This is a genomic window from Micromonospora sp. MGP-C2, from assembly GCF_057766525.1.
The window spans coordinates 4,907,149-4,929,704 of sequence record NZ_JBYMEN010000002.1 but is presented as its reverse complement, the minus strand read 5'-3'; the positions used below and the strand labels follow the sequence as shown (position 1 = coordinate 4,929,704).

17 protein-coding genes and 1 tRNA gene are annotated in these 22,556 nt (G+C 70.6%); 7 read left to right on the top strand and 11 right to left on the bottom strand.

Annotation, left to right across the window (positions count from 1 at the left end):
- Positions 1 to 9: 9 nt before the first annotated feature.
- Positions 10 to 82, bottom strand: a tRNA-Arg gene (locus tag AC3CF1_RS22655).
- 821 nt (positions 83 to 903) lie between these two features.
- On the opposite strand from AC3CF1_RS22655, the gene AC3CF1_RS22650 reads away from it, so the two are divergent.
- Positions 904 to 2,721 carry an FG-GAP-like repeat-containing protein gene (locus tag AC3CF1_RS22650; protein WP_488451217.1) on the top strand — a complete coding sequence of 606 codons (1,818 nt, stop codon included), beginning with the start codon at positions 904 to 906 and terminating at the stop codon, positions 2,719 to 2,721.
- Between the two features lie 196 nt (positions 2,722 to 2,917).
- Here the strand turns inward: AC3CF1_RS22650 and AC3CF1_RS22645 are convergent, their stop codons facing one another.
- Positions 2,918 to 4,066 (bottom strand): glutathione-independent formaldehyde dehydrogenase, encoded by a 1,149-nt coding sequence (locus tag AC3CF1_RS22645; protein WP_488451216.1) that lies wholly within the window; start codon positions 4,064 to 4,066, stop codon positions 2,918 to 2,920.
- A 482-nt stretch (positions 4,067 to 4,548) separates the two neighbouring features.
- Between AC3CF1_RS22645 and AC3CF1_RS22640 the strand changes: the two genes are divergently transcribed.
- The 4 genes from AC3CF1_RS22640 (at position 4,549) to AC3CF1_RS22625 (ending at position 9,454) form a co-directional block, all read left to right on the top strand.
- Positions 4,549 to 6,984 (top strand): molybdopterin oxidoreductase family protein, encoded by a 2,436-nt coding sequence (locus AC3CF1_RS22640; RefSeq protein ID WP_488451215.1) that lies wholly within the window; start codon positions 4,549 to 4,551, stop codon positions 6,982 to 6,984.
- A 3-nt stretch (positions 6,985 to 6,987) separates the two neighbouring features.
- Positions 6,988 to 7,446 carry a ferritin family protein gene (locus AC3CF1_RS22635; RefSeq protein WP_355159968.1) on the top strand — a complete coding sequence of 153 codons (459 nt, stop codon included), beginning with the start codon at positions 6,988 to 6,990 and terminating at the stop codon, positions 7,444 to 7,446.
- 164 nt (positions 7,447 to 7,610) lie between these two features.
- Positions 7,611 to 8,063: an STAS domain-containing protein gene (locus tag AC3CF1_RS22630; RefSeq protein ID WP_488451214.1), complete on the top strand. Its 453-nt coding sequence runs from the start codon at positions 7,611 to 7,613 to the stop codon at positions 8,061 to 8,063.
- Between the two features lie 161 nt (positions 8,064 to 8,224).
- Positions 8,225 to 9,454: a trypsin-like serine peptidase gene (locus tag AC3CF1_RS22625; RefSeq protein WP_355159966.1), complete on the top strand. Its 1,230-nt coding sequence runs from the start codon at positions 8,225 to 8,227 to the stop codon at positions 9,452 to 9,454.
- A 55-nt stretch (positions 9,455 to 9,509) separates the two neighbouring features.
- On the opposite strand, the gene AC3CF1_RS22620 is transcribed toward AC3CF1_RS22625, so the two are convergent.
- A complete protein-coding gene (locus AC3CF1_RS22620; protein ID WP_488451213.1) occupies positions 9,510 to 10,796 on the bottom strand; it encodes a cellulose binding domain-containing protein in 1,287 nt (428 codons plus the stop codon).
- A 339-nt stretch (positions 10,797 to 11,135) separates the two neighbouring features.
- Here AC3CF1_RS22620 and AC3CF1_RS22615 point away from each other — a divergent pair, with 339 nt between their 5' ends.
- On the top strand, positions 11,136 to 12,383 hold the full coding sequence (locus tag AC3CF1_RS22615) for a PP2C family protein-serine/threonine phosphatase (protein WP_488451212.1): 1,248 nt from the start codon (positions 11,136 to 11,138) through the stop codon (positions 12,381 to 12,383).
- 5 nt (positions 12,384 to 12,388) lie between these two features.
- On the opposite strand, the gene AC3CF1_RS22610 is transcribed toward AC3CF1_RS22615, so the two are convergent.
- From AC3CF1_RS22610 to AC3CF1_RS22575, 8 genes are all read right to left on the bottom strand, one after another.
- Positions 12,389 to 12,736, bottom strand: coding sequence for an STAS domain-containing protein (locus AC3CF1_RS22610; protein ID WP_088951341.1), 348 nt, complete (start codon positions 12,734 to 12,736; stop codon positions 12,389 to 12,391).
- Between the two features lie 105 nt (positions 12,737 to 12,841).
- Positions 12,842 to 13,987, bottom strand: coding sequence for an alanine racemase (locus tag AC3CF1_RS22605; protein WP_488451211.1), 1,146 nt, complete (start codon positions 13,985 to 13,987; stop codon positions 12,842 to 12,844).
- The gene (locus AC3CF1_RS22600; protein ID WP_488451210.1) at positions 13,984 to 15,582 is read right to left on the bottom strand and encodes an IucA/IucC family protein; all 1,599 of its coding nucleotides are present in this window, start codon (positions 15,580 to 15,582) and stop codon (positions 13,984 to 13,986) included. The genes AC3CF1_RS22605 and AC3CF1_RS22600 overlap by 4 nt, the downstream gene beginning before the upstream one ends.
- Positions 15,579 to 17,207, bottom strand: coding sequence for an IucA/IucC family protein (locus AC3CF1_RS22595; protein ID WP_488451209.1), 1,629 nt, complete (start codon positions 17,205 to 17,207; stop codon positions 15,579 to 15,581). The genes AC3CF1_RS22600 and AC3CF1_RS22595 overlap by 4 nt, the downstream gene beginning before the upstream one ends.
- Complete coding sequence (locus tag AC3CF1_RS22590; RefSeq protein ID WP_488451208.1) at positions 17,204 to 18,373, bottom strand: ATP-grasp domain-containing protein; 1,170 nt, start codon at positions 18,371 to 18,373, stop codon at positions 17,204 to 17,206. Before AC3CF1_RS22590 ends, AC3CF1_RS22595 begins: the two co-directional genes overlap by 4 nt.
- Positions 18,374 to 18,420: 47 nt before the next feature.
- Complete coding sequence (locus AC3CF1_RS22585) at positions 18,421 to 19,944, bottom strand: MFS transporter (RefSeq protein WP_488451207.1); 1,524 nt, start codon at positions 19,942 to 19,944, stop codon at positions 18,421 to 18,423.
- A complete protein-coding gene (locus AC3CF1_RS22580; RefSeq protein ID WP_488451206.1) occupies positions 19,941 to 21,197 on the bottom strand; it encodes an MFS transporter in 1,257 nt (418 codons plus the stop codon). The genes AC3CF1_RS22585 and AC3CF1_RS22580 overlap by 4 nt, the downstream gene beginning before the upstream one ends.
- Positions 21,194 to 21,904 (bottom strand): siderophore-interacting protein, encoded by a 711-nt coding sequence (locus AC3CF1_RS22575; protein WP_354982656.1) that lies wholly within the window; start codon positions 21,902 to 21,904, stop codon positions 21,194 to 21,196. Before AC3CF1_RS22575 ends, AC3CF1_RS22580 begins: the two co-directional genes overlap by 4 nt.
- A gap of 81 nt (positions 21,905 to 21,985) precedes the next feature.
- Between AC3CF1_RS22575 and AC3CF1_RS22570 the strand changes: the two genes are divergently transcribed.
- On the top strand, positions 21,986 to 22,546 hold the full coding sequence (locus tag AC3CF1_RS22570) for a GNAT family N-acetyltransferase (RefSeq protein ID WP_488451205.1): 561 nt from the start codon (positions 21,986 to 21,988) through the stop codon (positions 22,544 to 22,546).
- The last annotated feature ends 10 nt before the right edge of the window (positions 22,547 to 22,556 follow it).

Sequence of the window (22,556 nt, the reverse complement as noted above, 5' to 3'; positions counted from 1 at the left end):
GTATTGAGGTGCCCCCGGCAGGATTCGAACCTGCGACACACGGTTTAGGAAACCGATGCTCTATCCCCTGAGCTACGGGGGCGCGAGGGCCCAGTCTAGCGACCTGGGGGTTCACCTGGGGTGGCAGGGAGTGGCCCGCGTTCACCCACGTTCCCCGGACCGCCGTTGTCCCAGCCCAGGACCACAGCCCGAGCACACGAACCCCGGTTTGCGACCGGCGGTCGGCCGCAGTGGCCCGCATTGGCATCGGTTCACCCCGGGTGGCATCCGCTTAAGAGCACATCGTTGAAGGACCTGCCGACCAGGTGATGCTGGCGGCGATGTCCAACGCGCTGCGCCCCGTCGACTGACGTCGCCCCCGGCTCCTGGACCCCAACGAAGTCACGATCGCGCCCGCAGCGCCGGCGACGCAGGCTTGCGGCGAGACCGCCTGGTTGCGGATCTCAGCGGCGGTAGATGGCCAGCTCACCGGTGGTGTAGTTCTTGCGGCTCAGCAGCTGTGCCTGCCGGGTCTTCCGCGTCGGTGTCGGAGGATGCGGGGTGAACGCTCGGACCCTTGTGCGCTCTGATGTGCGTCTATAACGTTCACCTGTCTCGTCTCTGCTTCCACGGGGGTTGCCTTGACCGCAGGCTCGGTTCGCCTTGCTCAATTCCAGGCCAGGGGTCTGAGTCCGCCCTGGCTTCGCCGGCTTTCTGCCGGCCTCACACCTGTTGTCAGCGCAAGGCTGCGGCATCCCGGCTGAGCATTCGCCGAGCCGCTCGGCGATTGACCGTGCCGCTGGCACACCCCATTGCTCACCAAAAGCGGATCAACCCGTCCCTTCTCGGATGGGCACGCCGCGGGATGCATTCTGCCCAACGCTCTCAATTCCGAGCCTGCCGTTCATCCGGAAAGGACCGCCGGTGTCATCCACACACCATCGACTAACCCGAAGCGCCGTTCTGCTCGTCACCGCCATCGCCGCGAGCCTGCTCAACGCGGGCTCCTCCCAGGCCGTCGGGGCGGGCACGCCCGTCACGGACGGCTCGTTCGCGTTCGCAGCCAAGATTGACGTGGGGCCGGGCCTGAGGGGTTGCAGTGGTGCCTTGGTCAACCCGTACTGGGTGCTGACCGCCAAGAGTTGCTTCAGCGTTGATGGCCGACCGGTCGCGGCCGGGGCACCAGCGAAGCCGACCACGGTAACGGTGGGACGCCCCGATCTGACCACGTCGACCGGAGCGGTCGTGTCGGCCCTCCGGTTGGTCCCGCATGCCGATCGTGACGTGGTTCTGGTCCGGCTCTCCCGCCGAGTGGCGGTGACCCCGATCGCCCTGGCATCGAGCGCGCCCGCCGTCGGCGAACAGTTGACCGTCGCCGGCTTCGGGCGCACCGCCACGGAGTGGGTTCCGGATCAGTTGCATGCCGGTCCCTTCACCGTGCAGGACGTGAGCGCGAACAGCGTGGGCATGGTCGGCGCGGGGCAGTCCGTCATCTGCCGCGGCGACCTGGGTGGTCCCACTGTTCGGTTGGTCGGTGGGCAGCCTCAGCTGGTGGCCCTGCACCGCACGTCCTGGCAGGGCGGTTGCCTCGGCGAGACGGAGGCCCGCCGCGACGCGGTGGAGACCCGGGTCGACGACCTGGCTTCCTGGATCACCGCCAATTCGCCCGCCGGGGCGACCGACCGGAACACCGACTTCAACGGTGATGGCCGCGATGACGCGCTGATGGTGTACCGACACAAGGACACCTCAATCCAGTTCTTCACGTCGTTGAGCGACGCCACCGGCGGATTCGGCCCGTTCCTGGGTAGCTACACCGTGCCGGCGAACTCCTGGGGCTGGGACTCGTTCCGCACGATCACCGGCGACTACAACGGTGACGGACGCTCAGACGCGGCAGTGATGTACGCCCACGGCGACGGCCGGTTCAGCATGAGCACCTCACTGGCCAACGCTGACGGCGGGTTCGGCCCATTCACCACCAGCCTGACCGTGCCAGCCACCGCCAAGTGGATCTCGGACTCCATCCGGCTCACCAGCGGTGACTTCAACGGTGATGGCCGCGATGACGCGCTGATGGTGTACCGACACAAGGACACCTCAATCCAGTTCTTCACGTCGTTGAGCGACGCCACCGGCGGATTCGGCCCGTTCCTGGGTAGCTACACCGTGCCGGCGAACTCCTGGGGCTGGGACTCGTTCCGCACGATCACCGGCGACTACAACGGTGACGGACGCTCAGACGCGGCAGTGATGTACGCCCACGGCGACGGCCGGTTCAGCATGAGCACCTCACTGGCCAACACTGACGGCGGATTCGGCCCATTCACCACCAGCCTGACCGTGCCAGCCACCGCCAAGTGGATCTCGGACTCCATCCGGCTCACCAGCGGTGACTTCAACGGTGATGGCCGCGATGACGCGCTGATGGTGTACCGACACAAGGACACCTCAATCCAGTTCTACACATCGTTGAGCGACGCCACCGGCGGATTCGGCCCGTTCCTCGGTAGCTACACCGTGCCGGCGAACTCCTGGGGCTGGGACTCGATCCGCACGATCACCGGCGACTACAACGGTGACGGACGCTCAGACGCGGCAGTGATGTACGCCCACGGCGACGGCCGGTTCAGCATGAGCACCTCACTGGCCAACACTGACGGCGGATTCGGCCCATTCACCACCAGCCTGACCGTGCCAGCCACCGCCAAGTGGATCTCGGACTCCATCCGGCTCTTCTGATCTGTCAATTTCCGCGCGGGGTCGGTTCAGCAACGTCGAACCGACCCCGTCAGGATCTGCACGGACGGCCGGTCGGGGTGCACGGCCCGACCGAGGTGCCGTCGCCGTCATCGGCGGAATGCAGGACGACGGCGGTGAGCGGGCTGGCAGACCAGCGAGACCGATGTGATGCCCGATGGGGCTTCAGGGGCCGCGGTCAGGATTCTTGCCCGGGGTGCAGCAGAACCTTGGTCCAGCCGTGATCGCGTCGGTCGAAGTGCTCGTACGCCTCGGGTGCCTGTGTCAGGGGCAGTTCATGGGAGACGAGGAACGACGGTCGCGCCCTGCCGGCGATGATGAGGTCGCGCAACTGGCGGTTGTAGCGCATGACGGGGCACTGTCCCGTACCCATGTGCTGGCCCTTGCTGAAGAACGTGCCGTACTGCCAGCCGATCCGGCCCTGCTGTGCCTGCTGGTCGGGGGCGTTGGGGTCCTGCGGCACGTAGACGCCCACCACGCCGATCCCGCCGGTGGAGCGGACGACGCTGACAAGGTTGTCCAGCACCAGCTCGGGATGCTCGTTGCCGGCCGGGTCGTGGGCCTGGAACCCGACGGCCTCCACGCCGCAGTCGGCGCCGACGCCGTGGGTGGCGTCCATGATCTGCTGCACCGGGTCGCCTTGGGCGAAGTTCACCGGGATGCCGCCGATCTTTTCGGCCATGGCGAGGCGGTCGGCTTTGTTGTCGACCACAAAGACACGGGCGGCACCCCTGATCAACGCGCTGTGGGTGGCCATCAGGCCGACCGGGCCGGCACCGTACACGGCGACGGTGTCCCCCGGACCCTGGCGGGCGAGTTCGGTGCCGTGCCAGCCGGTGGGGAAGATGTCCGACAGCATGGTGAAGTCGTTCTCGTGCTCGCTGCCCGGTGGCAGCCGCAGCAGGTTGAAGTCGGCGTAGGGCACCCGCAGGTACTCAGCCTGACCACCGTCGTACGGGCCCATGTTGGCGTACCCGTACGCGGCGCCGTCCATCCCCTCCATCGGGTTGGTGCGCAGGCAGAAACTGGTCCAGCCATGTAGGCAGTTTCGGCAGCTGCCACAGGCGATGTTGAACGGCACCGAGACCCGGTCACCGACCTTGATCCGGTTGACTGTGTCACCGACGGCCTCGACGATCCCCATGTTCTCGTGGCCGAGAATCTTGCCCTCCTCGACGGAGGTGCGTCCCTCGTACATGTGCAGGTCTGAGCCGCAGATGTTCGTGGTGGTGATGCGCACGACCGCATCGGTCGGGGCCTGGATGGTGGGGTCGGGCCGGTCCTCGACGGCGACCTCATGCGGACCGCGGTACACGACAGCCTTCATGACGAATTTCCTGATTCTTCGGCCGGAGACCAGCCCCGGCTACGGACAGGACCTCCTTGTCACCCTTCCAGCCTGGCCCGACGAAACCGGTGAAATGAAGATTTTCCTGAGTTCCTGGTCAAGGCGCACCAGCCCGTGGGGCAGAACACTGGCTCGCTGGCGGAGGGCGCCGGCGACCCGAGGGTGCGGACGTACCGTCCCAGACCAGGACGGGCCTCTCCACGGGAGGGTCACAGCCGACGGCCCGACGAACTTCCTGGAGCGGCGGCACCCGCGACGCGCGCCACGCTGACGGCCACCGATTGAGGCACGGCCGCCGGGTTGGCGACGGCAGGTGTAAGGACCCGACTCTGGGAGATCGGTATAGGTGCTGCTGAACCCGTCGCATTCCCCGGTGGGTGCGACGAGACTGATCGTGAATCTGGGCTGACCCGGCCCGCCGCCGTGGGCGGCATCGGAGCGGTAGCCGAGAGGAGTGCGTCGTGGTTGACCGGATCGCCGAGCCGTGGGGTGAGCGAACCCCGTACGGGCCGGGGCAGGAGTGGCCGGTACGGGTGGACCGGTATCTGGCCGACGGTCGGGGCGATGCCGACGTGGACCGGTGGGTGCAGTCCGCGTCGGTGCTGCACTCCAACGGCGACGCCATGGACATCGGGGTCACCGACGGGCGGATCGTGGGCGTGCGTGGCCGCGCCGTGGACCGGATCAACCGGGGCCGGCTCGACCCCAAGGACCTCTACGGCTGGCAGGCCAACCACAGCCCGGACCGGTTGACCCGGCCGCTGGTCCGTGACGGTGACAGCCTGGTCGAGGCGGACTGGGACACCGCGATGGGCCGGATCGTGGCCCGGTCGAAGGAACTCCTCGACGGGCCGGGGGGATGGGGGCACTTCGGCTTCTACACCAGCGGCCAACTCTTCCTTGAGGAGTACTACACCCTCGGCGTGATCGGCAAGGCCGGCCTCGGCACGCCGCACATGGACGGCAACACCCGGCTCTGCACGGCCACCGCCGCGGCGGCGATGAAGGCGAGCTTCGGCACCGACGGCCAGCCCGGTTCGTACACGGATGTGGACCACTGCGACGCGATCGCGCTGTGGGGGCACAACGTGGCGGAGACGCAGACGGTGCTGTGGATGCGGATGCTGGACCGTCGACGTGGGCCGAATCCACCGGCGATGCTGGCGGTGGACCCGCGCGCCACCCCGGTCGCCCGGGAGGCCGACCTGCACCTCGCGGTCCGCAACGGCACCAACATGGCCCTGATGAACGGCCTGCTACGGGAGATCGTTCGGCGGGGCTGGTACGACCGTGACTACGTCGACGCGCACACAGTGGGCTTCGACGAGCTGTGCCGAATCATCGACGGTTACCCCCCGCGCCGGGTCGCCGACATCTGCGACGTGCCCGCGGCCGACGTGGAGCGCGCCGCCGAGCTGCTCGGCTCGTCGCAGCGGCTGCTGTCGACGGTGTTGCAGGGCTTCTACCAGTCGAACCAGGCCACCGCCGCCGCCTGCGCGGTCAACAACCTGCACCTGATCCGCTGCATGATCGGCCGGCCGGGGACGGGCATCTACCAGATGAACGGTCAGCCCACCGCGCAGAACACCCGGGAGACCGGCGCCGACGGCGACCTGCCCGGCCTGCGCAACTGGGACAACACCGCGCACATCGAGGAACTGGCCCGGCTGTGGAACGTCGACGTCGACATGATCCCGCACTGGGCGCCGCCGACGCACGCCATGCAGATCTTCCGGTACGCCGAGCAGGGCTCGATCAAGCTGCTCTGGATCACCGCCACCAACCCGGCCGTCTCGTTGCCGGACCTGGCCCGGATCCGGCGGATGCTGGCCAAGCCCGACCTGTTCGTGGTGGTGCAGGATCTCTTCCTGACCGAGACCGCCGAACTGGCGGACGTGGTGCTGCCCGCCGCCACCTGGGCGGAGAAGACCGGCACGTTCACCAGCGTCGACCGGACGGTGCACATCTCTGACAAGGCGGTCGACCCGCCCGGCGAGGCGCGCACGGACCTCGACATCTTCCTCGACTACGCCCGCCGGATGGACTTCCGCGACCGTGACGGCCAGCCGCTGATCCCGTGGACCGGGCCGGAGGAGGCGTTCGAGGCGTGGAAGGAGTGCAGCCGCGGACGGCCCTGCGACTACACCGGCATCACGTACGAGAAGCTTCGCGGCGGCTCCGGCATCCAGTGGCCCTGCACCGAGGAGCATCCCGACGGCACCGAGCGCCTCTACACCGACGGGACCTTCAACACCGACCCCGACTACTGCGAGACGTACGGCAACGACCTGGCCACCGGCGCCGAGTTCACCGAGCCGGAGTACCGCGCCAAGGAGCCGCGTGGCCGGGCGTTCCTGCTCACCGTCGACTACCAGCCCTCACCCGAGGTGCCCGACGACGACCACCCGATGCTGCTCACCACTGGTCGTACCGTCTACCAGTTCCACACCCGGACGAAGACCGGCCGCGCCCCGCAGCTCAACCAGGCAGCCCCGGACGTGTGGGTGGAACTCAACGCGGACGACGCCGCCCGACTCGACATCGCCGAGGGCGACCTGGTCGGCATCTCATCCCCGCGCGGCGCCATCCAGGCCCGCGCCCGGCTCTGCGGCATCCGTCCGGGTGTCGTCTTCGTGCCGTTCCACTACGGCTACTTCGACCAGGATCCGGACGACCGCACACCGCGCGCGGCGAACGAGCTGACCATCACCGCGTGGGACCCGGTCTCCAAGCAGCCTCTGTTCAAGGTCGCTGCCGTGGCGGTGGCGAAGCTCGCCGATGGCCGGGGCGTACCCTCGCCGGCGCCCACGGTCGGCGGCAGCGCGCCGCCCCCGGACGCCCACGTGCCGTCGACCGTCGGCGGGCCGGCCGCCGAGGCCACCAGCGGAAAGGAGTGAGCCGTGCACCTCGCCCACTACCTCGGCCTGCTGCACCGCGCGCAGGTCAATCTGGCAGACGCTTTCCGGCAGGTCGGCGACGCGCACGCGGAGGAACCCGACATCCGCCACCTGTGTCAGCGGCAGGCGAAGCGCTGCGACGAGTACGCCGAACAGCTCCAACCGTTCGCCGCCCGCTACGCCGAGGACGCGCCCGACGAACCCGACCGACTGCACTCGCAACTCTTCTCGGGCACCCGCACCGGCGGCATCGGCCTGCTGCGTGACCTACAGGACCTGTACCTGATGGCCGCCGAGTGCGACATCGCCTGGACCGTCGTCGGCCAGGCGGCGTACGGGGTTCGCGACCAGGATCTGCTCGCGGTGGTGCGGCGCTGCGAGGGGCAGACCGCCATCCAGCTCAAGTGGCTGCGTACCCGGATGAAGGCCGCGGCGCCCCAGGCGCTCGTCGTCGCCGACTGACCCGCACCCGGCTCGACCGGAGCCGTTCTCCTCACACTGCCGGCAGGCTTGAGCGGGCTTCCTCGGGGTAGGAACACGCACGGGTCAAGACATGCGCCCTCCAGCCTCCCGGGTGGCGTCTCGTGCCGCTGCGGGTGGCGTGGCCGTTGCGGAGCGGAGGCGTCATGTGGGAGACCGGCACATCTGGTGAGCGCGCGGACCGTCGACCGGACCGGCTCGGTGACCCGATCATGTCGCTGGCCCTGACCTGTGCGGGCTCGACGAAGCTGATCACCGTCTCCGGTGAGATCGACATGAGCAACGCACACCTGCTCACCGAGTTGGTGGCGTGCGCCTGCGACTCGTCGGCGCCGGTGGTCGCGGTGGACCTCTCCGCGGTGCGGTTCTTCAGCGCGCACGGAGTGAGCGCGCTGCTGCAGGCTCAGCACATCGCGGTGACCGCCGGAGCCGCGTTCATCCTGCGCGACCCCGCGCCGTGCGTCACCTACCTCCTCGCCACGTCCGGTGCCCTGGGGGAGTTCCGGCTGAACCGGGGCGACGGGCACCGTCCCCGCCCGCGATCGGCGACCGCGGAGCTGGCGACACCCCTGCGGGGAGATCCCCTGACCAGCGGCTGATCGGGGCCCGGGTCCTGCGCCGCAGCCACGTCGACCGGAACAAGGCCGTGGGGTCGGGTGACAACAGACCCACAAGAGATAGATAGATTTGCATGTGTCTTTAGCTTCCGGTATGAAGGCTGCAAGCACGTCTGGGTGCTGGTTCTTCGGGAGGAGCGACGATGAAACATGCCCTGCGCCGCCTACGAACGGTGGCCGTCGCGCTCGGCGCCGGCACACTCGGGCTGAGCTTGCTGTCAGTACCAGCCGCCGAGGCGTACTCGGTTCAACCACTCGCGCCGCAATCCCAGCGGGCACCCGAAGCAGACCAGTTCTCGGCTGAGGGCGTCACCACGGTCGGCGAACTCCGGACCATCGACGGCTCGCTGTCACACGCACAGGAGGGCGGGAAGCAGATCATCCGGCACCCCGGCGCGTCGTACGTCAAGGTGCACTTCAGCTCACTGCGCCTGGCCGACGGCGAGTACGTGACCGTGTCGAGCCCCGACGGTCGGGAGAGCTACCGGTACGACCGCCACCTGAACCGGGCCACCGGCGCGGACTACACCACAGACGGACAACCGGGCTTCTGGGCGATGTCGGTGGACGGCGACACCGCTGTGGTGACGGTGCACAGCAGCCGCTCCTCCCGCACCAGCGCCGCGACCATCGACCGGTTCTGGCGCGGCTACGACGCCACCGAGATCAAGCAGCACAACTTCACCACGCAGTCCGTCTGCAGCACCGACGCCCGCCGCGACGTGGTCTGCTACCAGACCAGCCACCCCAACGAGTACGCCAAGGGCAGGGCGGTGGCGCGGCTGCTGATCAGCGGTGGCGGGATGTGCACCACCTGGCGGGTCGGCAACACCAACCGCATGCTGACGAACAAGCACTGCTTCTCGACGCAGTCCGCCGTCAGCGGCAGCGAGATGCAGTTCAACTACCAGTGCGCCACCTGTGGCGGCTCGAACCCGGGCGCCGGCACCAAGGTCAGCGGCGCCACCCTCTACAAGGTGAGCAGCGGCGGTTCCAGCCAGCTGGACTACAGCCTGTACTCGGTGAACAACTTCGCCAACATCCAGTCGTTCGGCACCCTGTACCTGGCGACGACCGCCACCACCACCGGCACCCGGATGTACGTCCCGGGCCACGGCGACGGCAACCCGAAGCGACTGTCCATCTACGAGGACACCCAGAACGGCGCGACGTGCACGGTGAAGAACGCGAACTACAACACCTACAACATCAGCTACAGCTGTGACACCTCCGGCGGCAACTCGGGGTCGCCGGTGCTGAACGCCAGCCACCGGGTGATCGCCCTGCACCACCTCGGCGGTTGCCCGTCGAACCAGGGCGCGAAGGCGCACCTGATCTACAACGAGATCGCCAGTCTGATCGACAACGGCTGACGACCGACGTCACGAGGGCCCGGAGCCAGCTGGCTCCGGGCCCTCTTCTGCGTGCTCAGGGACTGGTGCAGGTGACGTTGCCCGGTGGGGTGGCGCCGTCGCCGGTGGCGGTGAACCCGAACGTGGTCGAGGCGTTCGCGCCCAACGTGCCGTTGTAGGCGGCGTTCCGCACGGTGACGCTACCGGTGGTGCCCGTGTTGGTGCCGCTCCACAGGCTGCTGATGGCCTGGCCGCCGGCCAGGGTCAGGCCCACGGTCCAGCCGTTGAGTGTCGTGGCCGTGGGGTTGGCCACCGTCACCTCGCCCTGGAAGCCACCGGGCCAACTGTTGACCGCCCGGTAGGTGGCGGCGCAGGTGCCCGGCTCGCCGGTCGGCGGCGGAGTGGTCGGGGGCGGGGTCGTCGGCGGAGTGGTGGGTGGCGGAGTCGTGGGTGGCGTGGTCGACTCGAACTGACTGAAGAACCGCCAGATCTCACCCGAGGTCCACGTCCGGGAGTCGTTCGGGCTGCCGGACCCGTCGACGGGGCTGGGGGTGTGGTCACCGTCGAACGCCGCCCACTGCACCGGGTAGCCCGCTCGACATCCGGCGTACGCGGTGGTGATGTGGGTGAGGCTGCCTCGGCTCGGCTCGCGCGGGCTCTGCGCGGTGCAGCCGTTGTTGCGGACGAACGTGTCGCGCAGTTGCCGACCCTGCGAGATGTTCAGCACGCTGTCGAAGGTGCCGTGGATGCCGAAGTAGGCGACGGGTTGGGTGCCGCCGTTGCATCCGCTGAGGTTGGCGCCGGACAGGACGGTGACCGCGCGGATGACGGTGGGCCGGGCGCAGGCCACCGCGTAGCTCATGGCCCCGCCGTAGCTCCAGCCCAGCGCGAAGCGCTGGGTCGTGTCGACGCAGAGGTCGTTCTCGATCTGTCGGGAGATGTCGTCGAAGAGGGTCAGGTCCCGACCGTTGGTGTTGGCCCAGCCGGCGTCGAGGCCCTGCGGCGCGACGAAGATCGTGCTGTTGTTCGACAGCGGCTGAAGCCCGTAGTAACCGGCCGAGGTGACGTTGTTGGCCGAGCCGTTCAACCAGTGGAACCCGAAGATCAGTCGGTAGGGGTGGTTCCGGTCGTACCCGTCCGGGATCCGCAGGTTGTAGGTGCGGCTCTGTCCGCTGCTCTGGATCGTGCGCGTTCCGTTGGTCAGCGTGGGGGCCTTGCCGCAGCCGGCGGTGGCCGCGAGGGTGCCGTTGGTGGCGGCGACCGCTGTCGCACCGAAGCCGCCGCTCAGTGCGCCGCCGGCGGTGGCCGCGAGGAGAAGTGCCGCGGCCATGATGGATGGGAGGAGATACCTACGTTTCAGCATTGCGTGGGCTCCTTGCCGTAGGGCCGTGTCGGCCGGCGACGGAATGCGGTCGCCTGGCATCGACTGGGGTGCCCGGACGGGTCACCGACCTGGGGCCAGCGGGCGAGGGCGTGCGGCGGCGCGTCTTCGCGACTGGCTGCGGTGACCGGGAGCGTGCCCTTCACTCCCGGGTGAAAGATAGCATGTTATCGATAACATCCTGAAGCGTTCCCGCCTCTCCGGGGCACGACCCAGGCGGTCGGGCCGCCCGCTCCGCAGCGCTACGACTACCTGCTCACCGGGGGAAGGCCCAGCCGTCCACGCCGAAACACCGGGACGGTAGGTGCCTATGCTCAACCCGTGGAGGACAACGAGGAGGGCGTGCTGACCGGGATGTTGCAGGCGGCCGAGGAAGCAGCACCGGTCGAGGCGGTCGAAGCGGTTACCGGCACCATCGCCAGGGCGTTGAACGCGCTCAGCGTCTCGCTGCTCATCGCCGATCTCAGCGGCCGGGCGCTGGTCCGGCTGACCCACCAGACAGCCACCGGCCACCCCGGCCGTCATCAGGGCGAGGAGGCCGCCGAGGTCCTCCCCTTCGACGGCGGGCCCTACGAGCAGGCGCTGCGCCAGCAGACCGTCCAGCTGCTCCACGGCGACGGAAGGTGCAGGGTGCTCGCACCCGTCACCGAACGCGGCGAGACCATCGGCCTGCTGGAGATCGACCTGCTGGACGAGCCGGACGTGGCCGTGCTCGCGCGGATCGCCCGCACTGCGCACGCGCTGGGATTCGTGGTCATCGCCAATCGCCGGCACACCGACCTGTTCGAATGGGGCCAGCGCAGCACCCCGTTCACCCTCTCCGCCGAGATCCAACGCCGCCTGCTGCCGGCCTCGTTCACCTGCGAGGCCGGAGCGTTCGCCCTCTCCGGCTGGCTGGAACCCGCTGCGAGCGTCGGCGGGGACACCTTCGACTACAGCGTGGCCCGCGACGTGCTGCACGTCGGCGTCACCGACGCGATGGGCCACGGCGTGGCCAGCGCGCTGACCGCCACGCTCGGGGTGGGCAGCCTGCGCAACACTCGCCGGCGCGGCGACAACCTCGTCGCCCAGGCCGAGGAAGCCAACCGGGCCCTCGCGGAGCACGCCAACGTACGCGGCGCCTACGTGACCGCCGTGCTCGGCCGCATCGACCTGGCGACCGGGCGCTGTGAGCTGCTCAACGCCGGGCACGTCCCACCGACACTGGTCCGCGAGGGCCGGGCTGAGACGCTCGAACTGCCCGCCAACTTCCCACTGGGCATGTTCGCCGACGAGGGCTACCGCAGCGAGACGATCACCCTGCTGCCCGGTGACCGGCTGGTCGTCGTCACCGACGGAGTGCGCGAACGCAACGCCGCCACGTTGGATCTGCCCACCGCTCTGCTCGGCATCGCGCATCTGCATCCGCGCGAGGCGGTCCGGGCGCTGTCCGACGCTGTGCTGGCGGCCGCCGGGCCGGTTCTGGCTGACGACGCCACACTGCTCATCATCGACTGGTACGGCGGCCACGGGCTGCGATCAAGCACCGCTGGCGCTGACACCGCCCGTGCCAGCCCTCACCCGCAGTGAGGCGGTCATGACGCCGCCGGTGACGCCTCCTCGGCATCCTGCACTGTGTCGAAGATTCCGATGACCCGGTCCACCGAGGTGATCGACAACACCGTACGCACCGAGCGGCCGACCCCCGCCAGGGCGAGCCAGCCGTTCCGCGCACGCAGGTCCTTGTGGGCGACCACCAGCACCCCCAGGCCACTGGAGTCCATGAACCCGACGTCGGTCAGGTCCACCACCACCCGGGCGTCGTCCTCCACCGCCTGACTCAACCGGTCACGCAACTCCGGTGCGGTGCTCATGTCCACGTCACCGGCGACCTCGACCACTGTGCCGATCCGCCCCTGCCGCGTCGACAGCGTGAAGTCCACGTAACGCCCTCTCGATTGGTGCAGCTGGTGGCTCGGCGACACTGCGCCGCACTGGACCCACCGTGCCAGAAAACCCTGCCGATCGCTCGTTCGCCTGGGCCTGGATCACGTCCTGGATGGTCGGGCCGCCCATTCGGCGGCCACCTCCTGCGGGTCACCGTTCATGAACAGCGGGGGCTCGTGCAGCAGGAAGTCGCGGTGGCTGATGTTCCAGGCGTACGCCCCGGCCATGGCGAAGGCCAGCACGTCACCCACGCCGATCGGCCCGGCGGTGGCCGACCGGGACAGCACGTCCTTGGGGGTGCAGAGCTGCCCGACCACGGTGACCGGTCCCCCGTCGGTACGCACGCCCTCGACGCCGCGCCGCCGGTGTACACGGAACGGCTGCGCGTGCCCCTTCGCCGCCGGTGTACGCAGGTGGTGGGTGCCCCCGGCCACCACCACGAACCACTCGCCATAGGAGCGCTTCACGTCGATGACCTCGGTGAGGTACGCCCCGCAGTAGGCGGTGACCGACCGGCCCGGCTCGATGCGCAGCCGCACCCCCGGGTACGCGTCGAGGACGTCCGCGAGTGCCCGGCCGTAGTCGACCCAGTCGAATCGCGCCGCAGGGTCGGTGTAGTCGACGGCCATGCCTCCGCCGACGTCGACCTCGGCGGCACCGACCTCGGTGACCGCCCACTCGACCACGGCAGCGGCGACCGCACCGGCGAGAGGGGCGTCCAGCCCGCTGGCCAGGTGGGCGTGGATTCCGCGTACGTGGATGCCGGCGGGTGGTCTGCGGGCGCACTCGACCGCGTCCGCCGGGTCCATGCCGAACGGGCTGGGCCCGCCGCCCATGACCAGGCTCGCGCCGGGCGCCTCGACCGGCAGGTTCACCCGCAGCAGCACCTGGGCCGAGGTGCCCGAGGCGGTGGCCAGCGCGCCGAGTCGCCGAAGCTCGGCGGGCGATTCGACGTGGATGCGGTGCACCCCGGCGGCGAGGGCGGCGGCGAGGTCCGCGTCGGTCTTGCCCGGCCCGGCGTACGCGGCGGGGGGCCGCCCCGGCAGCACCTCGGCCAGTCTGCGCAGCTCACCACGGCTCGCGGCCTCGAACCCGTCGACGGCCGGGGCAAGGGTGCGCAGCACACCAGGGTCCGGGTTGGCCTTGACCGCGTAGAGCAGCTCCACCGGCTGGGGCAGCGCCGCCCGGATGGCCCGGGCCTGCGTGGCCAGCGCGTCGAGGTCGTGGACGTAGACGGGTCGCGTCACAGTGACCCGCCCAGCGGGTTGGGCACCGGCACGAACGGTGCGGCCCGGTCCGCGTCGCGCCGCCACCGGACCAGCAGGTTCGCCTTGGCCAGCAGCGGCTCACCGTTCAGCAGCGCGCGCAGTTCGGGTGGGTCGTCCAGGTCGGCGGCGACCGCCTCGACGACGGCCCGCAGCTCCTGCCACAGCCGCCGTTCGATTCCCGGTCGCGCGTCGGCGAGCGCCCCGCAGATGCCGCCGAGGTGATTGACGAACAGGCAGTAGACGATCCGGCGCCGGGCGTCCAGGGGGCCGTAGCGGACCTGCGCGGGGACCCCCTCCGGCCAGGTCGCCCAACGCTCGGCGTCGAGTTTCACCCCCTCCAGGTCGCGCAGCAGCATGCGTACCGGGCGACGGTCGCGGTCGAGCACGACGACAACGTTCTGCAGGTGCGCCTCGTGCACGACGCCGTGGCTGAGCCAGCAGCGCAGCACCGCCGGCACCAGCAGCCCGACGTACGCCCGCCACCAGGCCACCGGGTCGGGTGTCACCAGTGGCGTGGCGGCCAGCGCCGCCGCGAGCATCGGGGTGTCGCCCGGGCGCAGGTGCGGGCGCAGGCCGCTGCGCAGGATCGTCCCGTACGCCTCGTCCGGGCCGGCGGCGTCGACAGTGCGGTAGGCGGGTTCGGTGAGCAGCCCGACCCCGTCCGGCATCGGCACCCGCGCCAGCAGGTCGGTCAGGGCCACCGCGCCGGTGAGCTCGTAGCGGGCGTTCTTGCGCAGGCAGTTGGTGATCCGTACGTGCAGGCTGGTCTTGACGAACAGGTCGGCCGCCGGGGCGTAGAGGGTGCGGACGCTCGCCGTGGGCCGCACCGGCACGCCGGCCTCCCCCAGGTCCCGCAACCGGGGGTGCGTCGGCGGGATCAGTGACAGCTGCCAGGGATGCACCGGCAGGACGCGGTGCCCGTGCGGGGGCCGGGGCGGGTCGAGGGCGGCCACGAGCGCGTCGAACGGCCCGGCGCCGGCGACCAGGTCATCGGGTACGGCGAGCCAGTGCATCCGGAACGACGTGCGCAGCTCCGGGGCGTACGCCCGCCAGCTCTCCGGGTCACCGCTGCGCCACTTCGGGGTGGGGTGGTGCGGGTGGCCGAAGACCAGTGACTGTTCGGAGTCGACGTACGCGTCGATGGCCGGTTCGCCGGTGGGCTCCGGGTCCTCGGTCGGCCGGTCGGCCAGCAGCCGGGCCACGGTGTCCCGGCTGGCCTGGACCTGCTCGACGAACTCGTCGTTGGCCAGGCCGGTGCGGGTGGTGAGTTCGGCCGCGACCAGGCTGGCGAGCCCGTCCGCGTCCAGGTCGACCCACCGTCCGTTGTCGGTACGCCGCTGCACCGGGCCGGTGTAGCGGTGCGCCCCGAGCGGCGAGTGTCGCGCGACCCCGCAGCGCACCGTGACGCCGAGGTGCCGCAGCAGCAGATGCGCGGCACCGTCGACCACGCTCGGGCCGCTGTCCGGAGGGGTGAGTTCGCGGACCAGGCAACCGAAGACGGCGTGGGCGGTGGCCAGGTCGGCGAGCTGACCGGTCTCGGTGGCCGGGCGGGAGCGCAACTGGGCGCTCGTCATCGTGTCTCCCGGAGGTAGTTCGGGCCGGTACGCAGGTAGTACTTGTTGATGTCGGTGCAGCCCAGCCGCTGTTTGGGCAGCAGGGTGCCGGCGGTGAGCATCGCCTTGATGGGCAGGTGGCCGGCCCGCAGAACCCGGTCGGTGAAGGTCCGTGCTGCTGGCCCGTCACCCCACCGGTCGCGGGCGGCGGCGAGCCGGGGTGCCAGCGCCTCGGCGGGTGACGGCACGGGCAGCCCTCGGGCGGCCAGCGCGACCAGGGGTGCGGCGGCGGCCAGGTGCAGGGTGATGGTGATGAACACGTCGGCCAGCTCCTGCGGGTCGCGCGCCCACATCCGGTCGTCGTCGAGGGTGAGCCCACCCGGGCCGCCGTGCCGCGGGTCGAGGCGGGCCCCGTCGTTGTCCTTGTAGAGCAGGCCGACAGTGCCGTCGGGGTGCACCAGCAGGTGGATGTTCTGCGGGTGCGCCTCCAGCGCGATCCCGTGGCGGAGCCAGAGGAAGACGTGCCAGTCGAGCAGCAGGTCCAGATAGGACTCCAGCAGCGCCCCGGGCCGCTCGGGGCTGATCCGTTCGAGGACCGTTGCCGCGACCGGGTCCGGTGCGGCCAGGGCCGCGACCGGCACCACGTGGACGCCGGCCAGATCACCCGGGAATCGGCGCAGCAGGAAGCTGCGCCGCTCGTCGCCGCCGACGTGCGCCCAGGTGCTCTCGTCGACGTGCCGGATCCGCCCGGCGAAGGTTGGTTCGGCGTTGGCGATCCGGTCGAGCAGCGCGGCCACGGCCGCGCCGTCGGCGAGCGAGCCGGGGTGCAGCGTGCGCCGGTTGCGGGCGCCGAGGCTCGCGGTCGGCAGCGGCAGCTTGAGGTGCAGGTACGGGTGATCGTCGAGCGCCACCGTCCGCATGGAGAGGGTGGGCCGTACGGTGATCGCCGGCAGGTCCGTCACCGGTAACCCGTCGCGGTTGGCGGTGATCGGGTGCGCCGGCAGCAACAGTTGGCCCGGTCGTCGTGCGCGTGGCCACCAGGACGGGAGTTCGCCGGTGAGCTGGACGTCCCCGGCAGGGACGGTGTACCAGCGCAGCGCGAAACGCGGGGCGTGCTCCGGGGCGTACCGGAGGAGGTCGTCGTCTCCGAGACCGTGCCGGCACCGGTCGGTGGGGTAGACCGGGTGGCCGTGGTGGGCGGCGAGTACGTCGTCCAGGAGCGCCGTCGGCAGTCCCGTGGGGGTGCTGGCGCGTTCGGCGGCGACCTCGGCGAGCACCCGCGAGCGGTGTCGGGCCGCGAGCCGCCGGGCGCGCAGGTCGGCGCGGCACTCGACGCCGAAGTCCCGCCAGCCGGCCTCGGCCTCGGCGTTGCCCTGAGGCGTGAGCAAACTGAGCAGGCCTTCCACCGTGTCCGTGCAGTCGGTGTCGCCGCTGCTGTCGAGCAGCAGCACCATCGGTGCGGCGCTGCGCAGGGCCTGCTGGAACCCGTCCGCCCGGACCGGGATCCGCAGCAGGCCGGCGGGGTGCGGTGCCTGCCACCAGTCGGTCCCGTCCGGTCGGCCGGTGCTGAGCAGACCGAGGTGATCCTCGCGCAGCAGGGCGTCGAGGACCCGGGTGAACACCTCCCGCTCGCAGTCGTCGCTCACTCGACGATGGTCCACTGGAGGTCGCCGCGGAAGGCGGCCAGCGACTGGCGGACCGCGCCCTCGTCGGGGCCGATCCCGTGCAGCACGGCGAGGTAGTCGCGGTTCGTGCCGGTGTGCTCGGCGGTGCGCCCCACCTCGCGCAGCGGATGGCAGCCCAGCCGGACATCATCGTGGACGGTGTCCACTCGGCCCGGCGCGGCGACCAGGCGGCCGGAACGATCCGCGCAGACGTACTCGACCTGGGCGTATCGGTCGACCGTGGCGGGCAGGTCGAGGGCGGCCAGGGGCTCGCCGAGGTGCAGTCGGATGACGTGCTCGAACAGCGGCACACCGAGCAGGTCGGAGAGGATCAGGTCCATCCGGTCGCCGATGAGCCGGTAGTTCACCTCGATCAGTCGGACCCTGCCGTCGGCGATGACGTACTCGGTGTGGCAGGCGCCGAAGCCGACCCCGAGCGCGTCGAGCCGCGCCCGAAGCTGGGTGGTCTCCGGCTCCGCCGGAGGCGACCAGGCGAGGCTCTCCTCGGTGAAGGTCGGTGGCGGCCCGAGGCCGGTGCGCCAGCCGCCGAGGGAGGCCAACGCCGTGCCGTCGCCGAGGGTCTCGAAGGTCCGCAGCTCGCCGGGGAGGTACTCCTCCACCACCAGGGCCACGTCCGGCCGACGGCCACGGATCTCGGCGATCCGGGCGACCAGCTCGGCATGGTCGGTCACCAGGTACGCGTCCTCGCTGGCCACCCCCTCGCGGGGTTTGACCACGGCTGGGAACATCCCGTCCGGCACCTGCGGTGCGGCACCGGGATCGACGGTGGCGGTGCGTACCAGATCGAGGCCCGCAGCCGCGATCACCCGGCGGGCCGCGGCCTTGTCCTTGCAGAGACGGGCGGCGTCGGGATCCTTGCCGGGCAGACCGAGCTTCCGTGCGGCGATCGCGGTGGCCTCCTGAAGGTGGTCGCTGTTGGACAGTAGCGCCACCGGTCGGGTCGGTGCCGTCGCCGCGACCACAGCGGCCGCGTCCCGGACCGCGCAGCGCGCCACCGGCACGCCCGCCGGCCACTCCGCCGGCCGGTCGGTCAACACGGTGACCGACAGCCCGAGCGACGTCGCCGCGGGAAGGAACCCCTCCAGCACGGCGTCGGTGGGGTTGAGCGCGGTCAGGTACAGCCGCATACCGCCTCCGTCGACTACGACGATGTCGTGATTAGGGTAGCCTACCCTTATTGGGCGGTTTTGGGGCGGTCTGCCCGGTAGAGCAGCCCGGCGGCGACCAGCCCACCGATCAGCACCGCGGCAGCGCCCGCCAACTGTCCCGTCTCCAGCGCCGAGGCGAAGGCGACAGTGACGGCCTCCCGCTCGGCTCCGTCGCGGGCGACGGTCAGGGCGGCGGGAAACGATCCGGCGCCGGCCAGGGCCGCCGGCAGCAGGGCGGCGAACCGGGCGTTCAGCACCGCACCCAGCACCGCGATGCCGAGACTGCTGCCGACCTCGGTCATGGTGCCGTCGACACCCGCGCCCGCGCCGGCCTTCTGCGCCGGGATGGCGCTCATCACGGCCTCGACGATGGCCGGGTTGGCCAACGCGCACCCGACACCCATCACGAGCAGCCCGGCCAGCAGCACCCCGTACCCGTCGGACGGGAAGAGGGTGATCAGCGCGAGACCGCCCGCGAGCAGCGTCATACCGATGGCGATGGCGGCGGCCAGGCCGAGCCGACGGATCACGACCGCGACCGCGCCGCTGACGTTGAGCAGCACAATGGACAGCGCGAAGGGCGCCATCCGCAGACCGGCTTCCCAGGCGGGATAGCCGCGGACGAACTGCAGATGCTGGGTGAGCAGGAACAACGCGCCGGTGGCACCGAACGTGATCAGCACGACCCCGGAGATCGCGCCCACGAACCGCCGGTCCTGGAAGAAGTGCATGTCCAGCATGGGGTGCGGGATCCGCCGCTCCCAGCGGACGAAGAACCCGAGCAGGAGTACGCCGACAGTCGCCGCCCCGAGCACCTCAGCCGAGGTCCACCCGTGCTCCGGCCCGGAGATGATCGCCCAGACGACAGCGGTCAGGCCGGCGGTGGAGAGCGCCGCGCCCACCACGTCCAGGCGGCCACCGGCCGGGTCACGGGACTCGGGTATCAGCGCGCGAGCGACGAACAGGCAGACCAGCACGATGGGCACGTTCACCAGGAAGATCGCGCCCCACGGCAGATGCGCGAGGATCGTGCCGCCGATCGGTGGCCCGACGGCGAAGCCCAGCGCGCTGGTCGCCGCCCAGATGCCGATCGCTCGGGACCGCTCGGTGGCGTCGAAGACCTGCATCGCGACCGCGAGCGTCGAGGTGATCAGCAACGCGCCACCGACACCCATGCCGGCCCGGGCCGCGATCAGCTGCCCGCTGCTGCTGGACAGCCCGGCGGCCAGCGAGCCGAGACCGAACAGGACGAGCCCGGTGAGCAGCATCCGACGACGCCCGTACCGGTCGGCGGCGCTGCCGGCGGTCAGCAGCAACCCGGACAGCACCAACGCGTACGCGTTGATCATCCATTGCACGTCGGCGGTGCTGGCGCCCAGCTCGGTGGTGAGCACCGGCACCGCCACGGTCAGCACTGTGTTGTCCAGCACCACCACGAGCTGCGCGACGCAGAGCACGGCCAGGATCAGCCACCGCTGCGGCAGTCGCGCCGAGGCCGTGGCACCGCCGGCCGGCTGAGTGGTGTCGCTGGCCGGCTGAACCGTGGTCACGCCACGGCCTTCACGCCATCCACCGTCGGGTGCTCCGCCGTCGAGCTGACGGGACCGGGCCTGCGGGGGAATCGCCGCTGGTGGGCGAGGCCGAGGACGACACCCGCGGCCACCAGCACGATGGCCGCGATCGCGACCGGCGGGTAGCCGACCCCGTCGGCGGCCGCGAGACCGATGGACGAGGCCACGAACGAGCAGACCAGGCCGAACGACGACAGGACGGTGAAGTCGGTGCCACCGGTGTCGGGGCGCGAATAGTCCATGTTGACGGTGTAGAGCACCACGTTGGCGATGGTGTAGGCCACCATGAAGCAGCAGAGCGCGGCGACCGTCCCGCCCAGTGGGGCGCGACCGTTCATCAACGGCAGCAGCAGCAACGTCGACACCGTGAGTGCCACGCCGCCGACCACGAGCACGCCGCCGCGCCCGAACCGGCCGATGCCGAGCCCGGCGACCAGGCCCGCCACGATGGCCGGGACGCTGGTCACCACTCCGGTGACGACGCCGATGCGGCCCAACGACCACCCCGCGTCGACCAGGGCCGGCGTCACCAGGGCGTACGCCATCCCCGCCCCGACGTAGACCAGCGGCACCACGCCGAACGTCCACCACCGGCAGCCCGGCTGGCCGAACACCGACAGCAGCGCCCGGTAGGCCGTGCCGACCTTGGCCACCCGGTCGGTACGCGGAGGTTCCCGGAACCGCCACACGACCACCAGCCCGACCGCCGTCATCGCGGCCAGCAGACCGATCGCCGCCGCCCAGCCGAACTGGTCGTAGACCAGGACGCACGCCCCGCCGCCGAGCAGGTTGCCGAGGTAACTCGCGGCGACCTGGATCCCGTTACCGGTCCCCCGGCTCGACTCGGCCAGCATCCGGACCGCCACGGCGTCCACGGCGATGTCCTGCGTGGCGGAGAAGAAGACGTACGCGGCGCAGATCGCGACGATCGGGCCGAGCGCGTCGGCCGGGTCGGTGAACGGCAGCAGCGCCAGCAGAGCGAGCACCAGGGCGGTCTGGAGCACGAGCAACCAGGATCGGTAGTGGCCGCGATGCCGCGAGCCGTACCGGTCGAGGATCGGCGCCCAGAGGAACTTGATGGGCCAGATCAGGCCGACGATCTGCAACAGGGCCAGCGTGTCCAGCGAGGTGCCGCCGTCGCGCAGGATGGCGGTCAGCCCGACGGTGATGAAGCCGACGCCGAGGTACTGCGTGACGTACAGCGCGGTCAGGGTGCCGAGCCGACCCTTCATGCGGCTTTCCAGTAGCCGAGGGAGGTCACCCGGTCCTTGTCGACGCCCAGCGTTCGTCGGATGTGTCGGGTGATGCCACGGGTGGTGGCCGCCTCGCAGGCCACCCAGTAGTGCCCCGCGCCGCTGGTCGGCAGGGCCGCGCAGACCGTGTCGACGAGGTGTTGACCGTCGTCGCGCCGAGGCACCCAGGTGACGTCGTGGTGTGCCCGGGCACGCAACGCGAGAGCCTTCTCGCCCTCGTGGGCGTACTCCAGCCACACCGTCGCCGGGATGTCGGCGCTGGCGTCGAGCAGGCTGTTCACCGCGGGCAGCGAGGCCGCGTCGCCGACGAGGTAGAGGTGCTCGGGCGCCGGGTCGGGCAGGTCGAAGGCGCTGCCCTGGACGGTCGCGCTGATGGTGTCGCCGACCTGGGCGGTTGTGGCCCAGCGGGCGGCGCAGCCGTCGTGGACGGCGAATTCGAGGGTGAACCGGCCGGTGGAAGGGTCGGGGTCCACCAGGGTGTACGCGCGCTGGTGTGCCCGGCCGTCGTTGTCGAACCACAGCCGGATCCACATCGTGGGGTGCACCCCGCACGCCTCCAGCAGGCCGCCGCCGTCCAGGAGGAGCCGCTGATAGTGGCCGTCGATCGACTCGGTGCCCAGCACTGTCAACCGAAAGTCCCGGCCTCCCATGGCCTTGAGGACCAGGGCCTCCCAGTTCCGTTTCACGCACCCCTCCAGGTAAGGTCATCCTTGGTTAGGGGAGGTTAACCTGAGTCGCGCCCCGGATGGAACAGAGGACAGCGCCCGATGACGTACCTGGAGAAGATCGCCGGTCTCGGTGAGTTGTCATTGGTGACCGTCGACCCCGACCGGCACGCCGCCCTCCTGCACGGCTGGGTCACCCAACCCCGAAACTCGTTCTGGGGCATGGGTTCGCACACCCTGGAACAGGTACGCGAGATCTACGCCTTCGTGGACAGTCTGCCGACGCACCACGCGTACCTGATCATGGTCGACGCGGAGCCGGTCGGCCTCTTCCAGACCTACCAGCCCGAGGCGGACCCGGTCGGCGAGCGCTACCGCGTGCAGCCCGGTGACATCGGGATGCACCTGCTGCTCAGCCCCGACCGGCGCCTCGCCCGCGGCCTCACCAACGTCGTCGGCCCGGCCCTCGCCCGCTTCCTGTTCCGCGACCCGGCCGCCCAGCGGATCGTGGTCGAGCCGGACATCCGCAACCACCTCGCGCTGCGCCGACTGGAGATCGAGGGGTTCACCTTCGATTCGGAGATCGACATGCCGGACAAGCGGGCCCAGCTGGCGTTCCTGACGCGCGACCGGTTCGACGCAGACCACCCGACGCCGGCCTGAGCAGCGGCGC

Excerpts from the sequence above, each read along its gene's own strand:
- AC3CF1_RS22645 (WP_488451216.1), bottom strand. The coding sequence starts at position 4,066 with ATGAAGGCTGTCGTGTACCGCGGTCCGCATGAGGTCGCCGTCGAGGAC.
- AC3CF1_RS22630 (WP_488451214.1), top strand. The coding sequence starts at position 7,611 with ATGTGGGAGACCGGCACATCTGGTGAGCGCGCGGACCGTCGACCGGAC.
- AC3CF1_RS22625 (WP_355159966.1), top strand. The coding sequence starts at position 8,225 with ATGAAACATGCCCTGCGCCGCCTACGAACGGTGGCCGTCGCGCTCGGC.
- AC3CF1_RS22620 (WP_488451213.1), bottom strand. The coding sequence starts at position 10,796 with ATGCTGAAACGTAGGTATCTCCTCCCATCCATCATGGCCGCGGCACTT.
- AC3CF1_RS22600 (WP_488451210.1), bottom strand. The coding sequence starts at position 15,582 with ATGACGAGCGCCCAGTTGCGCTCCCGCCCGGCCACCGAGACCGGTCAG.
- AC3CF1_RS22590 (WP_488451208.1), bottom strand. The coding sequence starts at position 18,373 with ATGCGGCTGTACCTGACCGCGCTCAACCCCACCGACGCCGTGCTGGAG.
- AC3CF1_RS22580 (WP_488451206.1), bottom strand. The coding sequence starts at position 21,197 with ATGAAGGGTCGGCTCGGCACCCTGACCGCGCTGTACGTCACGCAGTAC.
- AC3CF1_RS22570 (WP_488451205.1), top strand. The coding sequence starts at position 21,986 with ATGACGTACCTGGAGAAGATCGCCGGTCTCGGTGAGTTGTCATTGGTG.